The 17,255-nt window shown below is 43.5% G+C and carries 25 protein-coding genes; 19 read left to right on the top strand and 6 right to left on the bottom strand.

What is annotated here, in order from left to right; translation table 11 throughout:
• Nucleotides 1-146 precede the first annotated feature (146 nt).
• Nucleotides 147-656 carry an Mpo1 family 2-hydroxy fatty acid dioxygenase gene (locus C2M32_RS11625; RefSeq protein WP_105168577.1) on the top strand — a complete coding sequence of 170 codons (510 nt, stop codon included), beginning with the start codon at nucleotides 147-149 and terminating at the stop codon, nucleotides 654-656.
• Nucleotides 657-697: 41 nt separating this feature from the next.
• Here C2M32_RS11625 and C2M32_RS11620 read toward each other — a convergent pair whose 3' ends face one another.
• A complete protein-coding gene (locus C2M32_RS11620; protein WP_105168576.1) occupies nucleotides 698-1,654 on the bottom strand; it encodes an FHA domain-containing protein in 957 nt (318 codons plus the stop codon).
• A gap of 68 nt (nucleotides 1,655-1,722) precedes the next feature.
• A complete protein-coding gene (locus tag C2M32_RS20835) occupies nucleotides 1,723-1,938 on the bottom strand; it encodes a hypothetical protein (RefSeq protein WP_105168575.1) in 216 nt (71 codons plus the stop codon).
• A 127-nt stretch (nucleotides 1,939-2,065) separates the two neighbouring features.
• On the opposite strand from C2M32_RS20835, the gene C2M32_RS11610 reads away from it, so the two are divergent.
• Entirely contained in the window at nucleotides 2,066-2,638 is a 573-nt protein-coding gene (locus C2M32_RS11610; RefSeq protein ID WP_234401283.1) for a CBS domain-containing protein, read from the top strand.
• 60 nt (nucleotides 2,639-2,698) lie between these two features.
• On the opposite strand, the gene C2M32_RS11605 is transcribed toward C2M32_RS11610, so the two are convergent.
• The 4 genes from C2M32_RS11605 to ettA form a co-directional block, all read right to left on the bottom strand.
• Nucleotides 2,699-3,616, bottom strand: coding sequence for a M14 family metallopeptidase (locus C2M32_RS11605; protein WP_105168573.1), 918 nt, complete (start codon nucleotides 3,614-3,616; stop codon nucleotides 2,699-2,701).
• Between the two features lie 59 nt (nucleotides 3,617-3,675).
• A complete protein-coding gene (locus C2M32_RS11600; protein ID WP_158678210.1) occupies nucleotides 3,676-4,104 on the bottom strand; it encodes a hypothetical protein in 429 nt (142 codons plus the stop codon).
• A gap of 181 nt (nucleotides 4,105-4,285) precedes the next feature.
• The gene (locus C2M32_RS11595) at nucleotides 4,286-4,651 is read right to left on the bottom strand and encodes a PilZ domain-containing protein (protein WP_105168571.1); all 366 of its coding nucleotides are present in this window, start codon (nucleotides 4,649-4,651) and stop codon (nucleotides 4,286-4,288) included.
• A gap of 99 nt (nucleotides 4,652-4,750) precedes the next feature.
• Complete coding sequence (ettA, locus tag C2M32_RS11590; protein ID WP_105168570.1) at nucleotides 4,751-6,415, bottom strand: energy-dependent translational throttle protein EttA; 1,665 nt, start codon at nucleotides 6,413-6,415, stop codon at nucleotides 4,751-4,753.
• Nucleotides 6,416-7,008: 593 nt separating this feature from the next.
• Here ettA and C2M32_RS11585 point away from each other — a divergent pair.
• The 17 genes from C2M32_RS11585 to C2M32_RS11505 all read left to right on the top strand — a co-directional run bounded on the left by C2M32_RS11585 (nucleotide 7,009) and on the right by C2M32_RS11505 (nucleotide 17,137).
• The gene (locus C2M32_RS11585; RefSeq protein WP_199886155.1) at nucleotides 7,009-7,284 is read left to right on the top strand and encodes a helix-turn-helix domain-containing protein; all 276 of its coding nucleotides are present in this window, start codon (nucleotides 7,009-7,011) and stop codon (nucleotides 7,282-7,284) included.
• Nucleotides 7,262-7,633: a hypothetical protein gene (locus C2M32_RS11580; protein ID WP_105168569.1), complete on the top strand. Its 372-nt coding sequence runs from the start codon at nucleotides 7,262-7,264 to the stop codon at nucleotides 7,631-7,633. The genes C2M32_RS11585 and C2M32_RS11580 overlap by 23 nt, the downstream gene beginning before the upstream one ends.
• Nucleotides 7,634-7,642: 9 nt before the next feature.
• Nucleotides 7,643-8,059, top strand: coding sequence for a glycoside hydrolase family protein (locus C2M32_RS11575; protein ID WP_105168568.1), 417 nt, complete (start codon nucleotides 7,643-7,645; stop codon nucleotides 8,057-8,059).
• Nucleotides 8,059-8,457: a 3TM-type holin gene (locus C2M32_RS11570; protein ID WP_199886154.1), complete on the top strand. Its 399-nt coding sequence runs from the start codon at nucleotides 8,059-8,061 to the stop codon at nucleotides 8,455-8,457. Before C2M32_RS11575 ends, C2M32_RS11570 begins: the two co-directional genes overlap by 1 nt.
• Nucleotides 8,454-8,702 carry a hypothetical protein gene (locus C2M32_RS11565; RefSeq protein ID WP_105168566.1) on the top strand — a complete coding sequence of 83 codons (249 nt, stop codon included), beginning with the start codon at nucleotides 8,454-8,456 and terminating at the stop codon, nucleotides 8,700-8,702. The genes C2M32_RS11570 and C2M32_RS11565 overlap by 4 nt, the downstream gene beginning before the upstream one ends.
• A 103-nt stretch (nucleotides 8,703-8,805) precedes the next feature.
• Complete coding sequence (locus tag C2M32_RS11560) at nucleotides 8,806-9,630, top strand: baseplate assembly protein (RefSeq protein ID WP_105168565.1); 825 nt, start codon at nucleotides 8,806-8,808, stop codon at nucleotides 9,628-9,630.
• A gap of 9 nt (nucleotides 9,631-9,639) precedes the next feature.
• Nucleotides 9,640-10,440: a phage tail protein I gene (locus C2M32_RS11555; protein WP_105168564.1), complete on the top strand. Its 801-nt coding sequence runs from the start codon at nucleotides 9,640-9,642 to the stop codon at nucleotides 10,438-10,440.
• Nucleotides 10,441-10,569: 129 nt separating this feature from the next.
• On the top strand, nucleotides 10,570-11,097 hold the full coding sequence (locus C2M32_RS11550; RefSeq protein ID WP_105168563.1) for a phage tail-collar fiber domain-containing protein: 528 nt from the start codon (nucleotides 10,570-10,572) through the stop codon (nucleotides 11,095-11,097).
• Between the two features lie 13 nt (nucleotides 11,098-11,110).
• Complete coding sequence (locus C2M32_RS11545; protein WP_105168562.1) at nucleotides 11,111-11,896, top strand: phage tail protein; 786 nt, start codon at nucleotides 11,111-11,113, stop codon at nucleotides 11,894-11,896.
• Nucleotides 11,897-11,914: 18 nt separating this feature from the next.
• Complete coding sequence (locus C2M32_RS11540; RefSeq protein ID WP_105168561.1) at nucleotides 11,915-12,229, top strand: hypothetical protein; 315 nt, start codon at nucleotides 11,915-11,917, stop codon at nucleotides 12,227-12,229.
• Between the two features lie 98 nt (nucleotides 12,230-12,327).
• Nucleotides 12,328-13,098 (top strand): hypothetical protein, encoded by a 771-nt coding sequence (locus C2M32_RS11535; protein ID WP_105168560.1) that lies wholly within the window; start codon nucleotides 12,328-12,330, stop codon nucleotides 13,096-13,098.
• An 11-nt stretch (nucleotides 13,099-13,109) separates the two neighbouring features.
• A complete protein-coding gene (locus C2M32_RS11530; protein WP_105168559.1) occupies nucleotides 13,110-13,571 on the top strand; it encodes a hypothetical protein in 462 nt (153 codons plus the stop codon).
• Nucleotides 13,572-13,694: 123 nt separating this feature from the next.
• Complete coding sequence (locus tag C2M32_RS11525) at nucleotides 13,695-14,651, top strand: baseplate assembly protein (protein ID WP_105168558.1); 957 nt, start codon at nucleotides 13,695-13,697, stop codon at nucleotides 14,649-14,651.
• Nucleotides 14,644-15,366, top strand: a complete 723-nt coding sequence (locus tag C2M32_RS11520) for a phage tail protein I (protein ID WP_105168557.1) — start codon at nucleotides 14,644-14,646, stop codon at nucleotides 15,364-15,366. Before C2M32_RS11525 ends, C2M32_RS11520 begins: the two co-directional genes overlap by 8 nt.
• Nucleotides 15,363-15,899 carry a phage tail-collar fiber domain-containing protein gene (locus C2M32_RS11515; protein ID WP_105168556.1) on the top strand — a complete coding sequence of 179 codons (537 nt, stop codon included), beginning with the start codon at nucleotides 15,363-15,365 and terminating at the stop codon, nucleotides 15,897-15,899. The genes C2M32_RS11520 and C2M32_RS11515 overlap by 4 nt, the downstream gene beginning before the upstream one ends.
• Nucleotides 15,900-15,903: 4 nt before the next feature.
• Entirely contained in the window at nucleotides 15,904-16,842 is a 939-nt protein-coding gene (locus tag C2M32_RS11510; RefSeq protein ID WP_105168555.1) for a hypothetical protein, read from the top strand.
• Nucleotides 16,835-17,137, top strand: a complete 303-nt coding sequence (locus C2M32_RS11505; protein WP_105168554.1) for a hypothetical protein — start codon at nucleotides 16,835-16,837, stop codon at nucleotides 17,135-17,137. Before C2M32_RS11510 ends, C2M32_RS11505 begins: the two co-directional genes overlap by 8 nt.
• The last annotated feature ends 118 nt before the right edge of the window (nucleotides 17,138-17,255 follow it).

Genomic DNA, 17,255 nt, shown 5'->3' with positions numbered 1-17,255 from the left:
TCCTTTTTTAGTTTCTTATTATCTTTTGGCTAGCCTAACTTAGTCAGAACGCTTATTCCATTGCTTTGAGATAAAGGTCGAAATTGACAAAATTTAGCCAATGTGGTTTAACAGGTTAAAGTAAATACTTTAATTTGGCGGTCGCGATGCAAACGTTAGAACAACAATTAGTCACCTATGCTAGATATCACCGTGATAGACGTAATATCGCCACACATTTTTTGGGTATTCCCCTTATTGTCTTTGCTGTTGCTTTGCTCCTATACGTCCCAATTACTCAGCTTAGTACCCTAATGCTGACCCCAGCTTTGTTTATTGCGGTGATTTTGAGCATATATTATCTATGCTTAGATTTTCGCTTGGGGGCATTAATGTCGCTACTTTTAGCCTTGTCTTACACGGGTGCGAAAAGTATCTATCATAGCTGGCCAATGGACTATGTTTGGTACTATATTGCTGGCATTGCGCTACTTTTAGTAGGGTGGGTGATTCAGTTTATCGGACATTACTATGAAGGTAAAAAACCAGCATTCCTTGATGACTTAAGAGGCTTAGTGACGGGTCCATTGTTCGTGGTTGTTGAGTTGCTGTTCTTGATGGGGCTATGTAAGTCGCTGGAGCAAACGATTGTCTCTCAAGCTGGTGAATATCGTTAACAGAAGTAGACCGAGCAAAAAACTCAGTCTACCTATTTCATTTATAAAGAGATTCGAGTCTCAAGTTTGTGACCTTTGATGATGGTAATATCTTGACTGTTTAAGCGTAATTTACCGTTATTTGTTTCAATCAGGTAACCAAGCTCTGGAAAGTCCTCTCCTCCGGCATCAGTCAATTGCTTGCGAGCTCGGTGAACCATAATATTCATATGATTCATCTGTACGCCTAACGCTTTAATTAGATCTTCTCGATAGATCCAACCTTGTTGGTCTAACTCTACACCATCGTCTTTATCTTGTATGCGAAGGCGTGCCAACAGCAATAATAAATAATGGTGGCTACGAACACCCAAATCAATCATATTTCCGTTAAGTGTAACGGACAGTTGTGTTGCTTCTTCGTCCTGACTCACTGAAAAGGATAAACCGCACGGTTTTACAATGGGCTGACTGTCTAGGTGCTTTGTCATTGGTGCTGCACCCGCCGAATAAAATACCCACTGATTATTGAAGATGCTGACCAAACCACCGTCAATAAGTGCTTGACGATCATTGTTGTTAAGATCTTCTAAAAACCAATAGTTAAGCATTTTATCAAAGTAGATAATGTGGGTTGGATTTTCTTCATCAGGAAGCAGCAATTGATCTGAGACTTCAATAACCTGCTGGTTATCGGATTGAGATACTAAGTATTGGCATTCAGCGTTTAAGTTACCAACAACAAATGAGTTTTGTCCGGGGGCTGCAAAGTCCAGCTTATCGTTTTCAGATAATTGATAAGGAAGGTTTTTATCAATTTTTTTATCGTTGAGCCAAATTCCGTTGGTGCTCACGTCTCTAATGAGCCACTTGCCTTGCGCAAGTTCAATAATAGCGTGATGACGTGAAACACCAGGCTGGTCAATCAGTGTATCGACATTAAATTTGTAACGGCCGATCGTATGATAGCTTTTCAAATATATTTTTGTGAGTTTCTGTTCATCAATAAGATAAGCCATGAATATGTCCTTACATTAACATTTACTGTTGTCATTAAGCGCGACACTAGTCTAAAAAGCTCAGATTCCTACTTCATTTTAACTGCGTCATTTACCAATACTAAAGTCCCTTTAACTTGAATTTTGGTTACTTCAACGGGTTCCGTGACAGGTTGTAACATAGCAGAAACAACTTCAAACCCTTGTGAAAAAAAATCAACGTCAGTTACTTTTAGAGAGTTAAAAATTATTGGCCAAACATTTATTTTAATCTTTACATTAAGTAGTTTAGAGAATTTAGGCATGCTCGCCAATTACACGGTATTACATACGCACCTTAATCCCGTCTTGCGCATTATTGCAGAGTAGACCATATTTTAAAACACAATTTGGCTTGTCATTTGCGAGGGTAAAATGGGCGAGTTCAGAAAAATGAATACGGTAAAGTTGGCGGGTGTGTATAACTTTTGCGACTACATTGATTGTGAGCGTTTAACATTGGACTCCAGTGCAGAAAATGTGGTGACAGATTTTACTCGCAGAGCGCCACAAGTGATCTTAAAGGATGTTGATATTGATCATGCGTTGTACATGATGATCAATGGACATGTCCGTTCAAAGTTAGTTATAGATCATGATGATACGTTTTTGGGTGTTGTTAATTCTCGTGATTTGACAGGCCGAAAAGTGTTGAGTGTCGCGCAAAAACGCAGTCAATCCAGAAGTGACCTAACCGTTGAAGATGTGATGACAAGTAAAGCTGATTTACATGCACTGCCATATAGTGCGATTGAAGAGGCAAAAATTGGTGACATTCTTGAAACGCTCAAAGAAATAGGGCAGCAGCACGTGCTATTAGTGGGCCAGGATGGGGGATTACGGGGGATGATCTCGGCCAGTGATATCGCAAAGGCACTCCATATACCCGTCAATATATTTCAGAAAGCTCATTCATTTAAAGAAATATTTGCCATTATTCACGAACATGAAGAAATGTCGGCGTAATCAGCACCATGAAACAACGGGCTCGCTGGTGGGCCAGCGCACCCGTTTAGCAGTAACTTGCTAGGCGTTGAGTTCAATTAGGTAGTCTAACGCGCCTTTTACCGCTGCAACTTGGCCATCAATGCAGTTTTGTGGGGTTGCCGAGCGCCCATCAGGGTAGACCTCAGTGGTTGTCACATAAGGTGCGTCGGTCATGCCCATACACAAACCCAGCGCAGTACCATCATAATTAATAACGCCAAACTGCTCTAATGGCACGCCGATAAGCTTACCTTCATCGTCCGCAGGTGCAATTTGTGTCACTTTAGCCACATTGTTAATAATTGCTGTTTGGAAGTCAGGCTGTGGCTTTTGTGTATGTCCAACCAAATAGAACCCATCTGGAATATTCCAGTTATGATTTTGCACACCATCTCGTGCTGCGAGCGCAGGCCTAAATTCACTGTTATCAGTGTCGGTTGTTTCATGCAAGTCAACGTGACAGAGGATGTTGTGGTTGTGCGCTTGAATGAAGTCCATCGCAAAGCGGGATTCGCGAGCTGGCGAATTTGCATAGAATGAGCGGTTCGGGTCTATCGCATCGGGGTTCCAGCGGTTAATTGTTTCATATCCCCATGGGCTAATACACGGTAATACTATGACGTTAAAGTGTTTTTCGTATTGCTGTGCGTCATGCTGTGCGAAGGCTAACGCGCCATGTACGCCACTTGTTTCATAACCATGTACGCCACCTGTAACTAATATTGTAGGCTTATGCTCTTGCCAGCTTTTGCTTTTAATGGCGAATAGAGGGTAGGTGTGATGGTCATATTCTAAAACGCCATATTCGACAATAGAAAATGCATCTGATAAGTGTTGGATCCTCGTTACAACATCATCGGCATAACTGCGTTTTATTTGTTGCTGAGCGAGCCACTGCTGTTTATGGTGCGCTTGCCAAGGTTGATTAGCTTCACCAATAGGATAGGGTTTTGACATAAGAGCCTCAAATAAGAGAACAAAACCCAATCCTAAGTACTTTATTTGTTGAGCGCAAACTACTGCGCCAGATAACCGAACTTTCTTAGTTTGTTTTCTTGATTGTTAGAAAACTGCATAGTTAAGAAGTGTACGTTACCTTCTATGGTCGAAACCTTAGTAATTTTAATCCCACAAAGTTTGCGAACCTGAATATGTGTTATTCCCTCAACAGGAATGTATACATGGCGACCAAACGTCGAGGTATAGTACAAGCCATTGACACACATACTCGCATGACGCTTTCCTGAAAGTGTCATTAGTAAGTTTAAGTTAATTGCGCCAATTAGGATAAAAGATAAAATCATTGCGCTTTTTAGTAAGCTGTCGTTGTGACCTTTTGTGACAAATAGCGAGATCGTTAGTAGACTCATCACCATAATAGCCACTGTTGCGTAGAAGGTCACATTAATTTGTAGCCTAAGCTCTCTCATTGTTCTATTTACCATTTTAATTTGCTGATGGGTTGTTATTAAGTTCGTTTAGAATAATGAAACAAAGTGGACGAAATATGGAGGTGGTAAAATTTATCATCCTTTTTGCTGAGAAAAGCACAATTGACCGCCCTAGAGCAGTAAATATGGGACATTAATAAAGTGTGATAGTGCTCGCTCATTCGCTCCAGAGCGATTATTCAGGCAGGTGTATCAACTGAGTGAGTTCTCTATGAAGCACATTTTCATCACCAACATTAAGCTGTATAAGACGTTTGAGGTGTGTGACGCTATCTAAGTCAATCTGGCTACAGTGTAAACCTAAATGATCATGTTCAACGTGTCTGACTTCTACTTCCATAGAGATGACAATGTCACTATCTGGCAAGGCAACTTTTATACTGGCCAGTTCGTCTTTGAGGGGTACATAACCCTTTGGCAGCGTAACCAAGGCTCCCTTAAGTGATAAATCAAGCAACTGACAATGATAGTCGCCACTTGCTGTCATTAATAACGCAGGTGTTGAAAATAGCACTCGTGTAAACTTTCTACGCTCTTCCATTACAACTCCAAAGTGACATGTTTATGCTAAGCATAGTTGCATATTGTAACCAATACCAAATATAAAAAAGCCCCGAATCATCGGGGCTTAAAGGTAAAGTTAGCCTATCTTTTTATATTTGATGCGTTTTGGTTCTGCAGCTTCAGCACCGTAGGTCTTTTTCAGCCACTCTTCATATTCTGTATAGTTGCCATCGAAGAAGTTCACTTGGCCTTCGTCACGGTAGTCAAGAATATGTGTTGCAATTCGGTCTAGGAACCAACGGTCGTGGGAAATACACATTACGCAGCCAGGGAATTCCAAAATAGCATTCTCTAATGCACGCAGAGTTTCTACATCAAGATCGTTTGTAGGTTCATCCAGTAGGATAACGTTACCACCCGCTTTTAATAATTTGGCTAGGTGCAGACGGTTACGCTCACCACCAGAAAGTTCTTTAACAAACTTTTGCTGGTCGTTACCTTTGAAGTTAAAGCGTCCTACATACGCACGGCTTGGGATCTCAAAGTTACCAATTTTCAAGATATCCTGACCATCAGCAATTTCTTGGAAAACAGTGTTATTCTCACCCATATTGTCGCGGAATTGATCAACGGTAGCCAGTTCAACGGTATCGCCAATGACAATTTCACCGGCTGTTGGTTGCTCTTGGCCACATAACATTTTGAATAGTGTTGATTTACCAGCACCGTTAGCACCAATGATGCCGACAATCGCCCCTTTAGGTACGGTAAAGCTTAAATCATCAATCAGTACACGGTCTCCAAAGCGCTTATTAAGATTACTTACTTCAATGACCTTGTCACCTAAGCGTGGACCAGGTGGAATGAATAGTTCGTTAGTTTCATTACGCTTTTGGTAATCAGATTGCTGTAATTCAGTAAACTGAGCCATACGTGCTTTAGATTTAGCTTGGCGACCTTTTGGATTTGAGCGAACCCACTCCAATTCTTTCTCAATTGATTTTTGGCGCGCTTTTTCTGATTTCTCTTCTTGCTTTAAGCGTGCATCTTTTTGCTCAAGCCAAGATGAATAGTTGCCTTCCCATGGGATCCCGTGTCCACGGTCAAGTTCTAATATCCAGCCAGCCACATTGTCTAGGAAGTAACGGTCGTGGGTAATCGCAACAACAGTACCCTCATAGTCATGTAAGAAACGCTCAAGCCAAGCGACAGATTCAGCATCCAAGTGGTTGGTAGGCTCATCCAGTAGTAACATATCTGGCTTTTCTAGCAATAGGCGACAAATCGCAACTCGGCGGCGTTCACCACCTGATAAATGCTCGATTTTTGCGTCCCACTCAGGTAGACGTAGGGCATCAGCGGCACGTTCAAGCACATTGTCAATGTTGTGACCATCGTGTGCTTGGATAATCGCTTCTAATTGACCTTGTTCTTTAGCTAGTGCATCAAAATCTGCGTCTTCCATTGCGTACTCAGCGTACACTTCATCCAATCGAGCCAGTGCATTTTTTACTTCGCTGACCGCTTCTTCAACGGTCTCACGTACCGTCTTACTTTCGTCTAGTACAGGTTCTTGAGGAAGGTAACCAATTTTAGTGCCAGGCTGCGGACGTGCTTCACCTTCAAATTCTTTATCAATACCTGCCATGATACGTAATAGGGTTGATTTACCCGCACCGTTCAAGCCTAGAACACCAATTTTGGCGCCTGGAAAAAAGCATAAAGAAATGTCTTTTAAGATAGTTCTTTTCGGTGGCACAACTTTGCTCACCCTTGACATTGTATAAATATATTGAGCCATGAGGTTCCAATTATTTGATTGTATTGTTTGGCGTTATTTTAGTGAATGCGAAGCGTTGGAGCAATGTTTTAGCTCAATTACTCTGCCAAAGGTATTACAGAGGCTGAGTAAATCTAAGTCAACATTATTATTTTACAAATGTGTATTAGTTGTGTGTTTTATCGCCAAGCATGAAAGCAGGGCGTTATAAGCTGTAACTTAATAATAATAGGTCATATTTGACCTGTTTTAGGGGCAATAAAACGGTAAGATTAGCCTACATTGAGAACAATTGTTTAGACAAATTGTAAATAAATACCAAATAGAGCAAAACGAAATTCAGACGGAAATAGCAGTAATTTATATTTATTAAATTTTGCGAATCATTTTCATATTTTTACGCTCCAAGGATTTGGTACACGGCCAATAGTAAATTCTGTTTAGTAGGCACTCAGGGATAGTGCTTAAAAGAGAAACGGCTTTTACTGAGGTTTGGCTACCGCTCAATTGTACGGTCTCGCTTTACGTACTCAGCTTGATGCACAGAACCGTAGCAAGCACACGTAGCCAGCGATGATTTAGTTAATTAAGAAATTAAAGGGAACAGTACAGTAATGAATCAATCACCTTCCAAGCCCGCAAGAATCTTTACAACCAGAAAAACCCCCCGTGGCGGAGAAATCTTGCGCTTTGCACGCCAATTGCGTGGGTACACCCAAGCGGAGTCTGCGGCGAGCTATGGTATTGAAGAACGTACATTAAGGCGTTGGGAGAACCGTGAGTTTGACCCCAAATGGAACGACGTTATTGGTCTTGTTGAAGACGTGTATTTACTAGATATTTTGGAAGTTATAGGAAAAATTAACCATGACGACACACATAACGATTAAACAAGTTCGCAGTGCTTTGAAACGTTGGGGTAAATTCTGGCAATCCAGAGAATATGGAAAAGGTTTTAAGCGCAGCTCGATGAGTGATTCGTCGGGTCGACCCACGGGCGGTGCTATGGGGGCTGATGCAATGTCAGTACCTCAGGAAATTGAGTTAATTACCCAGCTAATAGCAGCCCTTAGACCAGAGTGTATACGTGCCATTCGCGCACGCTACTTAATGTCTGGCACTTTGACCGAGGCTGCAAAGTTAGTTGGCTTTGACTCAAAACGTTCAGCAGAGTTTTGGTTAGTCAAAGCTGAACGCAGTTTGTTGGTTGAATTCTCGACCAACCTTAATAGTGTATAAGGGGTAACTATGTCGCTGATGATCACGGTCGAACAGATCAAAAAGCACGAAGGGTACAAGCAGTACCCTTATTATTGTACAGGAGGCAAACTGACTATCGGGTATGGTCGTAATCTTGATGATAATGGGGTCGGTGAGGAAGAAGCCGAACAGTTATTAGCACATGACGTACAAGAAGCCAGAGCGGGTGTAAAGCGTCGCATTGATGTTAGCAAGTGTAATGAAGCGCGTGTAGCGGTATTGATTAACATGGCATTTAACTTGGGGCTGAATGGATTAATGGGCTTTAAGAAAATGATTACACATGTTGAGCGAGGCAATTACGAGCAAGCGGCTTTAGAGATGCTTAACAGCCGCTGGGCAAATCAGGTGCCCAATAGAGCGAACGAACTTGCCAAGCAAATGTTGACAGGGGAGTGGCAATAATGGGGTTATTGGCAACGCTATTTGGCAGTACGACACAAGATCCTATCCAGACGGTCGGCAATATTCTTGATGAGCTGTTTACCAGCGAAGAAGAAGTGCTTAAACAAGATTTACTTAAGGCGCGATTAGTCGCTAAGTCAGCTCAGGTTCAAGCCAAGATAAACGCACTTAGTGCGTCTCACCGCAGTGTTTTTGTCGCTGGTGCAAGGCCTTTTTTACTTTGGGTCTGTGGCTTGGGCTTTTTGTTTTCATTTGTAATTAATCCAATATTGCAATGGCTTTGGCCTGATGTTGGCGCACCGCAATTGCCTTTAGACGTCATGCTTGAGCTGACTTTAGGGATGTTAGGGCTGGCTGGGTTGAGAACTTTCGAGAAGGTGAAGGGAGTTGCCAAGTGAGTCAACCAGAACATTGGCAAATGAAAAAGGAGCTCAATTTAGCCCATATCATTACGACGGTAACATTGTTGGTATCAGGAATTCTTTATCTGGGAGATTTAGATAAGCGTATTACCACCAACACGCAAGAACTGGCCCATTTAAAGCAGATCCGCAATGAAGACCAGAAACGGATTGAAAAACGATTAGATTCAATAGATAAGAAACTTGATACTTTGCTCGGTAGCAACCTGCGAAAAGACTAAGTATCTACTTGGTGTTCCACCACTAAACATCACCCTGTAATTTTTCTCACACTAGTGTGCAACACAAGCACACGGCACCGAGTTTTCCATTAAGGAGTAATCTGTGAACAATGCAATTGAGCTATCACACTTGGCGGTGCCAGATGTGATCGAAAGCTTAGAATTTGAAACTATTTATCAGCAAATGCAAAACGCGCTCCAAGAGGCGATACCAGAGTATACACAGTTGGAATCAGACCCAGCCACCAAGCTACTAGAAATAGCTGCAACCAGAGAGTTACTGCTGCGCCAACGCATTAATGATGCTGCACGTTCAGTCATGGTTGCTTATGCAACGGGCAAAGATCTTGACCACTTGGGCGTACTTTTTGGCGTACAGCGTTCAGACAATGAAAGTGATGAGCGCTACCGTGCTCGTATTCCTCTGTCGTTAGAAAGCCACAGTATGGCGGGCACCATGGGCGCTTATGAATATCAAACTATGGCCGCTACGCCGGATGTAAAAGATGTTTACGTGTACTCAAGTCAACCTGGAGTGGTGGATGTAAAAGTACTTGCACAGCAAGATACAGATCCCATCGAGGTGATCAGTCAGGTTCGAACGCATCTTAATGATGAAGATATCAGGCCGCTGACAGATTTGGTCCGTGTACACCAAGTTGTGCCAAAGAAATATCAGGTTTCAGCCCAAGTTTACCTAAATGAAATCGCCGACAAAGCAAAGGTAGACGAACAGATAAATAGCAAGTTAAAGACCTTTATCGTTGAACATTACAAACTGGGGCAAGAAGTGCCGCATTCTGGGATCATTGATACGTTACATCAAGACGGCGTTCGCAAAGTGAAGTTACTCGCCCCCTTTGATGACATCACATGCCAGATTGACGAAGCGGCGATTGCAGATTCAATCAATATTGAATATTTGTAGGAGTGACTGATGTCAAAAACGCAAACGGTTGATGAGTTTAAGTCTCTACTTCCGCCAAACGCCAGCAAGTTTGAACAAGCACATGAGCGTGCAAGTCACTTTGGAACCACAAAATCAATTCCTGATTATGTGGCAAAACATTGGCATCCGGCGACGTGTCCCCAATCGCTACTACCTTGGCTTGCTTGGAGCTTATCGGTTGATGAGTGGGATGAGCAATGGCCAATCGAGACAAAACGCACACTGATCCAAAACTCGGTGACTATACACAAGCATAAAGGCACGGTGGGGGCGGTAAAACGCGCTTTAGCATCACTGGGTGTGGTAATGGAGTTTTTCGAATGGTTTGAAGATGTTGATGATGCGGTACTGGTACCCATACACAGCAAAGAGCCCAATACTTTTACCTTCATTGCTTGGGCCAACGACAGTGCGTACACCAGCCAAAGCGTCACGCTATCGAAACAGCTGTATGACGACATTTATCGCGTAACGAATCATACCAAGCCTCAGCGTGCTCACTTTGACTTTTTAGTTGGCGTAAAGTTGAGCAGTGGTTTAGCCGTTGCATCAACCAGTAGTGCCTTACAAGTCGGGCGATTTAATTATGATACCGTTCCGGTAAAAGCTGCGCCTAGTGAAATAACGGCAGGTCTAACGGTGGCGAGCCAAAGACGCTTTGGCGTAAATCGACAACATGGATTCACGCAGGCCGTAGAAGGCAGACTAGGAGCTGAGCTACGAGCACACGTACATCTAAATAATCAGCGCATGAGCGTTGGGCGCTTTTATCTACATCCAACTAAGTAGTTACCACTTGGCAACAGACATTTGGTTTACTCACACACATCGCCTAGCGGCACTCAAATTCAGGTGTAATTGACCACAGGTCATGCCGTGTAACTGCTTTTATTTCTATCGTAAAAAGGAGTAAGTGCAGTGAGCACAATCTTACGGCCAACCATAACCACCGCAGGATTAGAGGCGGTGTTTAATTCAGACAAAAACGGCTTTCAAGCCAAAATTAGCAAAATCGGTTTAGGGACGGGTAATTATACCCCAGATCAAAGCCGCAGCGCGCTGCAAGCTGAGGTACACCGTATTTCAGTGGCCAGCGGTGAAGACAAAGGCAACGCGCAAATTCATATGAGCGTGATTGACGACACCAATCACAACTTTTGGGTGAATGAAGTCGGCTTCTACCTTGAAGACGGTACTTTATTTGCGGTGTATTCAAACCCAGACAAGCCCATCGCTTATAAATCTGCCGAAGTGGACTTACTGCTGGCGTTTGACTTGGTGTTAACTGGGGTACCAGCAGACTCGATTACCGTCATTGACCAAGGCGTTAATCTCAATATTTTAATAGCCCCAGAACTTGCCAAGTTAGGTGCAGCGCAAATCGGCAATATGGTCCGCCACCTCAAGCAAAAATTTGCTTTGATGGATGCGGGAATTTTGAAATAACAGGACTTTTAACATGGCATTAGAACAAGATATCGCAAAACTCGTCGACCGTGCCGACGAACTTACAAACATAGTTGATAACAAAGCAACCTTGATTGATAACAAAATGGTTGAACTGGATAACCGCGTCAAAGCAAAAGAAGCACAGGTAGATCAGTTTATTCAGGACGCAACCCCAGAAAGTCGCTATGTACAAACCATCACCATAGGCGGTTCAAAGGATTATTTATATCCAGTATGGTGGAGATTTCCTGATAACAGTTTTGGTACCGGAAAATTAACCATTCACAGAAACTACGCTTGGAACGGCGGTGTAAGTGAGCGGCCGCTTAATTCGACATCTGCTCACCAAGCAGCCTTGTTATTGGAACTAGAAGGTAATGCATCAGTATGGAGTGGTGACGCTAATTATATGAATATCAAGCGTTTTCACGAGAGGTACAATAACACTGTGAGCCATGTTGATTACCGTCTACAGTGTTATGCAGAAAAAATGGATCCAGCGAAAAGCTTTTATGGGGGCGGCGAAGATGGCAGTTTGGGCCCATGGCACTGTACACGAAGTGGCCTGTATCTGCGTGGTGGCGGTTTAACCTATCGCATTACTAAAAATTGGCAAGGTGATGTGGATTTCCACGATGGTAGTGATATGGAGCGCCGCGATACTTATTCAAGTGCGCAAGGTGACTGGACAGTACGATGGTTTGTAAAGCCAATAGAGTTTGCAGCACGTAAAGCACCAATCGCCAATACTATTCCATACGTAAACCATCCATACACACCACCAGTGACTGAATAATCAAGAGAAGGAAAAACAATGTTATTAGATAAATTAACCGTTGCAGGTAATGAGTTAGTGAATGTACCAGCGGACGAAAAAACGCTGCTAGATTTAGGGGTATCAAAAACGGATATCTCTGCGCTACTTGCACAAGCAAAACAAGCACAGCTTGAAGCACAGTGCCAACATGCCAGAACCTATGCCTACCACTGTGAATCAGATGGCTTAGCGTTTGATTATTTAGCCGCTCAAGCTGAGTTTGGTAAAGACAGCGCAGAAGCCGAAGCGACAAAAACAGCTTGGCTTGCAGCGCGAAACGCCATTAAAGCACGCTACCCAAAACCTGAATAATTCATTTTTAAACCGAACGAAACCCGCTTTATGGCGGGTTTTTTTATTTTAATCCTGCCAGTTTAGCAGTATGGCAAACCCATTAGTTGGAGAACAAAATGGCTTTAGAACAAGATATTGCCAAATTAATCGAGGCGTCAAATGACCTCACCACAGTTGTAGATAATAAAATCGTTGATATAGACGCGAAAGTTGCTCAATCAAAAACCAAAGTCGACGGCTATATCAATCAAGTAAACAACTACATTAACTCAGCTAGAGATAAGCAATCCCACTTTAGAGTGACTATGAATCAAGCACTGGTTCCAAATGATGAACAAACATTTCCTAAGTACTGGAGTGGTGGTTTTGTTAAAAATGCCAAAGTGATAGAGACTGTGACCACAGGTGTGGAACCCGAGCAACGTTCGGCGCTGGCTCGAGAGTTTCTGCAAGCGATAAACTCTGATCGCAAGTATTTTGCAAATAGCTTTCACATTTGGGAGTTGGAATATTATCCAAACAGACGTGGCGAACAAAGTAATTTAAGTGCGTACCTCATGTATCAATATTTTAGAGCGCCGACTTATATGACAAGTGCCGCGGTGGTTAAGCATATTAAAGGTATTGTGCCAAATGGCTGGTGGTGTCAAGGATTAAAAGCTGGAGAAGTTGCCAAGTTATGCGGTCAAGCTTTTAGTGTCGATAGTACTCGGAACATATATTCGCATTGCCATCCGTACGTGCATGGTGAAGATAAACCCGAAACCGAAACAGGTATTATTCAAGTCGCATTACCGGCGGTTGTAACCGGCGATGTAGATTTGTCCAAAGGGCAGTGGGGCCAGTTCCCATATCTTGGCGACGCTGACCAAAACGCATATGACTAAGGAGAGTAACCATGGCTAAATTAATCGTAAATAATCAACAAGTAGACCAGTTTTATAACGCAAACACCCCAGAGCATGTCACTGCACAGTTGGTGTTAGAGCAGTTTGGCGAGTCAGCAACATTTGAGGTGCAACTCACGGAAACTGAGCAGGCGGAGCAAACGCGTATAGCGTCGCGCCACTCAATTAACCAGCAAGTGGCTGATAACGCTTCATTACTTGGCACAACATCAGATACCACCCATGTTTTGCTCAACGAGCTAAGTGGCTTTATCAACAAGCTAAGCCAAGCGCAAAGCCTTGCGGAAATGCGCGCCTCGACCGAGTCGTTAAAAGCAGCCATTGGCAGCATTGAACAGCAAGTGACAGCTGGCAGCTTAGAGTTCCCTTATCAGGTGAAAGGGCAAGCTCAGGTTATGGATGAAATCTGCCAGCGTGCTCACGGCATAAGCCAAGTGCTTAAACAAAGCTAATTCTTCGTTGGTATATGGGCGGCAAGGTTATCACTTGCCGCAAATATCTAATACAACATACCTCTATTATTACCAACCTCCAAACCAACCCGTCTAGCAATTCTTGCCAACTTCGAGTGTTTTATGAGCTTAACGAATTTTAGCGCCATTGATTTTAAACAACTTCCCACACCAGAACTGATTGAACCCCTTGATTTTGAGACAATTAAATCGGCCATTTTGGACGATTTTAAATCTCGCTATCCAGCCTTTGCATTGGATATGCCCAGCGATCCGGTGATTAAGCTCATAGAGTCATTTGCCTATCGTGAGCTTTTATTACGTCAGCGAGTAAACGAAGCAGCCGAAAAAGTGTTGCTGGCTAAAGCAACAAACACTGAGCTTGATCATTTAGGTACACGTTTTGGCGTAATACGTGAGCAAAACGAGCACAATGAACGTTATCGTTCACGTATTCAGCTGGCATTAGAGGGATTTAGTACAGCAGGCCCCGCTGGAGCATATGTTTTTCACGCCTTGCAGGCTTGTGAACATGTAAAAGATGTGCATGTGGATGCACCTGAATTTGAATATCAGCCAGTACCGAGTGAACTTGTACAGCACGTGCCAAAAACGGCAATGCTACTGAACACCGTCAAAAGCGCAGGGCTTGAAAAACCGCAACCGGGTGATGTGGTGATCACGATTTTAAGTGATGAAGGTAACGGTACAGCGAGTGGACAAGTCATACATGAAGTTAAATCGCACTTAAGCAGTGACGACATTCGGCCATTAACCGACATTGTGAACGTTAAATCGGCCGCTATCAAAGAATTCAAAATTGACGCAAAGCTTACGCTTTACTCTGGGCCTGAAGAGCAAGCGGTACGAAGCCAAGTAGAGCAAGCATGTCGTGACTGGCTAAAAACCCAATATAGACTTGGCCACGATATTTCTCTTTCAAGTCTTTATGCCGTGCTGCATGGCGCGGGCGTACAAAGAGTTGAACTAATCAGTCCCACTAGTGACATTGTGGTTGCTGCCAACCAGGCACCATACTGCAATTCGCTGAAAGTGACGGTTGGAGGGCGTCATGTCTGATGACTTGTTGCCCTTCAACAGCAGCCAATTAGAGCGCACCATCATACAAAGCGCTGCGCGAATTGAACAAACACCTATTTTAAATGGCTGGCTGTGGAACCCTGATAAATGTCCTAAAGCATTTTTACCTTGGTTAGCCCATGGATTAAGCGTAGATAGTTGGAACAATCTCTGGAGCGAGCAAACTAAGCGCCAAGTGATCAAAGACAGTGTGCCGATGCATCGTATCAAGGGCACGGTCAAGTCCATTGTTTCGGCCATTGAGGTACTGGGAGTTGATGCCCAGCTAGATGAAGATTGGCAATCGGGAGGGGTGGCACATAGTGCAAAAATAGTGGCCTCAAACAAGGAAAACCGTGATGAACAAGGCCAGCCGTCACTTACCCCAGCATTACAAGCGCAGTTATGGCGTGCTATCGAAACAACAAAACCACTGCGCACACAGATGCGCTTTGAAATCACCAATAATCAGAAAAGTACCTCAGAAATCGCTGCAACCTCGTCGCATACGCAACTGCAACGTGGGCAATGGCAACAAAATCCAAGTTTTAACTTTGCACTCACGCAAATGACAGCGGTGGCATCGACACATTCGGTGTCAGTGCAGCGCAGCAAAGTAGCATTTGCGCCAGATATAGCGTTGGCAAGTGGCCTCAATGCGCAAAGCGCCCAATCCGTTATTTTTCTCAATCACACAACTATGGTATGTCAATGAACAACTACACACCCATCATCACGCAGGCGGGGCTAAATGCTGCCGTAAACGCTAAAACCAGCGACATAAAAATACAAATTTCCCATGTTGCGGTGGGCACGAAAGGGTATGAACCCACACGGGAACAAGTTGCCTTAAAAGCATTGAAAAACAAAGTGCCAGTAACAGGCGGTAAGAACATTGCAAAGGGCCAGCTACATGTCACCGCAAAGTTCAGTAGTGACGCTGAATATGCGGTGCGCGAGGTGGGCTTTTATCTTAGCGACGGCACCTTATTCGCGGTTTGGTCACACCCAAGCGATGTACTGTTTTACCAAACCCCACTTGCGCAAGTTATTCAAGGGTTTGATTTGGTGCTCAGCGCTGTGCCAATTGACAACATAACAGTGAACAACAGTGGCGACCTAAACCTATTTTTAGGTGAAGAGTTTATGGCAATCACGCTCTCTCAAGCACAAATTGCCCAAGCGCAAATTGCCGCCAACTATCGCCAATTACAATTCAACGACCGACTTTTATCACTAGGAGTATAATTTAATGCCAACTTTTGAAGAGCACTTGGTGAGCTTACAGCAAACCAATGCCGATTTGGTCACCTCAAACAATGAGTTGACAAAAAATGTTATCGATAAGCTCGCCCACATCAACCAACGGGTTGATAGCGCCGAACAGCAAATGAATGGTTTTGCCCAAGACTTGCTAAAACACCGAATCGTCGGGGGCAACCTGCTAATGGATCCGTGGCTGATGAATACCACGCTTGAAACGGTTGATGGGGTAGAGAAACTGGTGCCAGCAACGCCGCCATTCTTACCAAGTGGCGATGCCAAAATGGAAGTAGTGTCACAGGATACTTACGCTTTTGGTACTCGCTATGCGCATGCCAATGTAAAAGAGATGCAGTTGTCTCAACCTGACAATTACACAGATGATCCTTGGCAAGCAACGCCTGAAAAGCCAATTTACGCACATATGAGCGACAAGCACATTATGAGCTATGGAGCTTTATCTGCCCCTGAGTGGAGTGGACTTAAAAAGCGTGGTTACATCACAAAATTAAGTATTGATAAAAAAACAGAGCAAAGCGCAAAGCATGCATCACTTAATTTACATGTGGGGCAAAATCGTGCTTTTGCTGGTGGCTTGTTCTTATTTAGAGCTTGGGTTTATTTAAAGCAAGGCACACTGATTTTTGGTGATCATGCAGGTTATAACAGGAGCACCAATGGCCAGTTTAAGATTGATTCAGATAGTTTTAGCAAAGAGAATGCTAATCATCCATATCAGCTAATTGAATTCTTTGTGAAGCCATACAGATACTGTGGTAATGGGCTCGCTTCTTTAAACTTCGCCTCCGGTGACAACAACAGCTACCTGGAATGTTATATCGCATCCCCACAACTGTTTGCCCTTGATCACCCAGATGATAAGAAAAAGCCTATGAGTGGCGAAACCTTTGGAGGCCATTATGCTTAAAATTGGCGAATACGAATATTATGACATCACTAGCTTGCTTGATATTGAAACTCAACAACCAGTGGTTGACGGTGCGGTAAAAGGTTATGGCGTTCACCATGGCATTGACGCGCAATCTGTAGCACAGGCGCTTGAACAATACGCAAACTTACAAATTAAGCTAAAACGAAAAGCTGCTTACAAAGACGAGTCAGACCCACTTTATATGGAATACTTGTTTGATGAGTCAGAGCAAAAGCTTCAGCTATGGAAAGACAAAGTCGCTGAAATAAAACAGCGCTATCCATTTAACTAATCCCCTTTGCGCATTGGCGCACATCACGCCCCAAATTCTATTTCAAAGTTTTAATGAATTGGCTCAGCACCTTTGTGTTGGGTGGGCGTGCGTGCGCCAAAAAGCAATTAAACCGAGA

This window comes from Pseudoalteromonas sp. T1lg23B (assembly GCF_002964665.1).
In the GTDB taxonomy this organism is placed as follows: Bacteria; Pseudomonadota; Gammaproteobacteria; order Enterobacterales; family Alteromonadaceae; genus Pseudoalteromonas.
Note: the sequence above shows the minus strand (reverse complement) of the source record. Positions and strands in the feature narration are given on the sequence as shown.

What these genes read in the sequence shown, in the direction of transcription:
- C2M32_RS11625 (WP_105168577.1), top strand. Translation starts at nt 147, where the DNA reads ATGCAAACGTTAGAACAACAATTAGTCACCTATGCTAGATATCACCGT.
- C2M32_RS11620 (WP_105168576.1), bottom strand. Translation starts at nt 1,654, where the DNA reads ATGGCTTATCTTATTGATGAACAGAAACTCACAAAAATATATTTGAAA.
- C2M32_RS20835 (WP_105168575.1), bottom strand. Translation starts at nt 1,938, where the DNA reads ATGCCTAAATTCTCTAAACTACTTAATGTAAAGATTAAAATAAATGTT.
- C2M32_RS11610 (WP_234401283.1), top strand. Translation starts at nt 2,066, where the DNA reads ATGAATACGGTAAAGTTGGCGGGTGTGTATAACTTTTGCGACTACATT.
- C2M32_RS11605 (WP_105168573.1), bottom strand. Translation starts at nt 3,616, where the DNA reads ATGTCAAAACCCTATCCTATTGGTGAAGCTAATCAACCTTGGCAAGCG.
- C2M32_RS11600 (WP_158678210.1), bottom strand. Translation starts at nt 4,104, where the DNA reads ATGGTAAATAGAACAATGAGAGAGCTTAGGCTACAAATTAATGTGACC.
- C2M32_RS11595 (WP_105168571.1), bottom strand. Translation starts at nt 4,651, where the DNA reads ATGGAAGAGCGTAGAAAGTTTACACGAGTGCTATTTTCAACACCTGCG.
- ettA (WP_105168570.1), bottom strand. Translation starts at nt 6,415, where the DNA reads ATGGCTCAATATATTTATACAATGTCAAGGGTGAGCAAAGTTGTGCCA.
- C2M32_RS11585 (WP_199886155.1), top strand. Translation starts at nt 7,009, where the DNA reads ATGAATCAATCACCTTCCAAGCCCGCAAGAATCTTTACAACCAGAAAA.
- C2M32_RS11580 (WP_105168569.1), top strand. Translation starts at nt 7,262, where the DNA reads ATGACGACACACATAACGATTAAACAAGTTCGCAGTGCTTTGAAACGT.
- C2M32_RS11575 (WP_105168568.1), top strand. Translation starts at nt 7,643, where the DNA reads ATGTCGCTGATGATCACGGTCGAACAGATCAAAAAGCACGAAGGGTAC.
- C2M32_RS11570 (WP_199886154.1), top strand. Translation starts at nt 8,059, where the DNA reads ATGGGGTTATTGGCAACGCTATTTGGCAGTACGACACAAGATCCTATC.
- C2M32_RS11555 (WP_105168564.1), top strand. Translation starts at nt 9,640, where the DNA reads ATGTCAAAAACGCAAACGGTTGATGAGTTTAAGTCTCTACTTCCGCCA.
- C2M32_RS11545 (WP_105168562.1), top strand. Translation starts at nt 11,111, where the DNA reads ATGGCATTAGAACAAGATATCGCAAAACTCGTCGACCGTGCCGACGAA.
- C2M32_RS11540 (WP_105168561.1), top strand. Translation starts at nt 11,915, where the DNA reads ATGTTATTAGATAAATTAACCGTTGCAGGTAATGAGTTAGTGAATGTA.
- C2M32_RS11535 (WP_105168560.1), top strand. Translation starts at nt 12,328, where the DNA reads ATGGCTTTAGAACAAGATATTGCCAAATTAATCGAGGCGTCAAATGAC.
- C2M32_RS11530 (WP_105168559.1), top strand. Translation starts at nt 13,110, where the DNA reads ATGGCTAAATTAATCGTAAATAATCAACAAGTAGACCAGTTTTATAAC.
- C2M32_RS11525 (WP_105168558.1), top strand. Translation starts at nt 13,695, where the DNA reads ATGAGCTTAACGAATTTTAGCGCCATTGATTTTAAACAACTTCCCACA.
- C2M32_RS11520 (WP_105168557.1), top strand. Translation starts at nt 14,644, where the DNA reads ATGTCTGATGACTTGTTGCCCTTCAACAGCAGCCAATTAGAGCGCACC.
- C2M32_RS11515 (WP_105168556.1), top strand. Translation starts at nt 15,363, where the DNA reads ATGAACAACTACACACCCATCATCACGCAGGCGGGGCTAAATGCTGCC.
- C2M32_RS11510 (WP_105168555.1), top strand. Translation starts at nt 15,904, where the DNA reads ATGCCAACTTTTGAAGAGCACTTGGTGAGCTTACAGCAAACCAATGCC.
- C2M32_RS11505 (WP_105168554.1), top strand. Translation starts at nt 16,835, where the DNA reads ATGCTTAAAATTGGCGAATACGAATATTATGACATCACTAGCTTGCTT.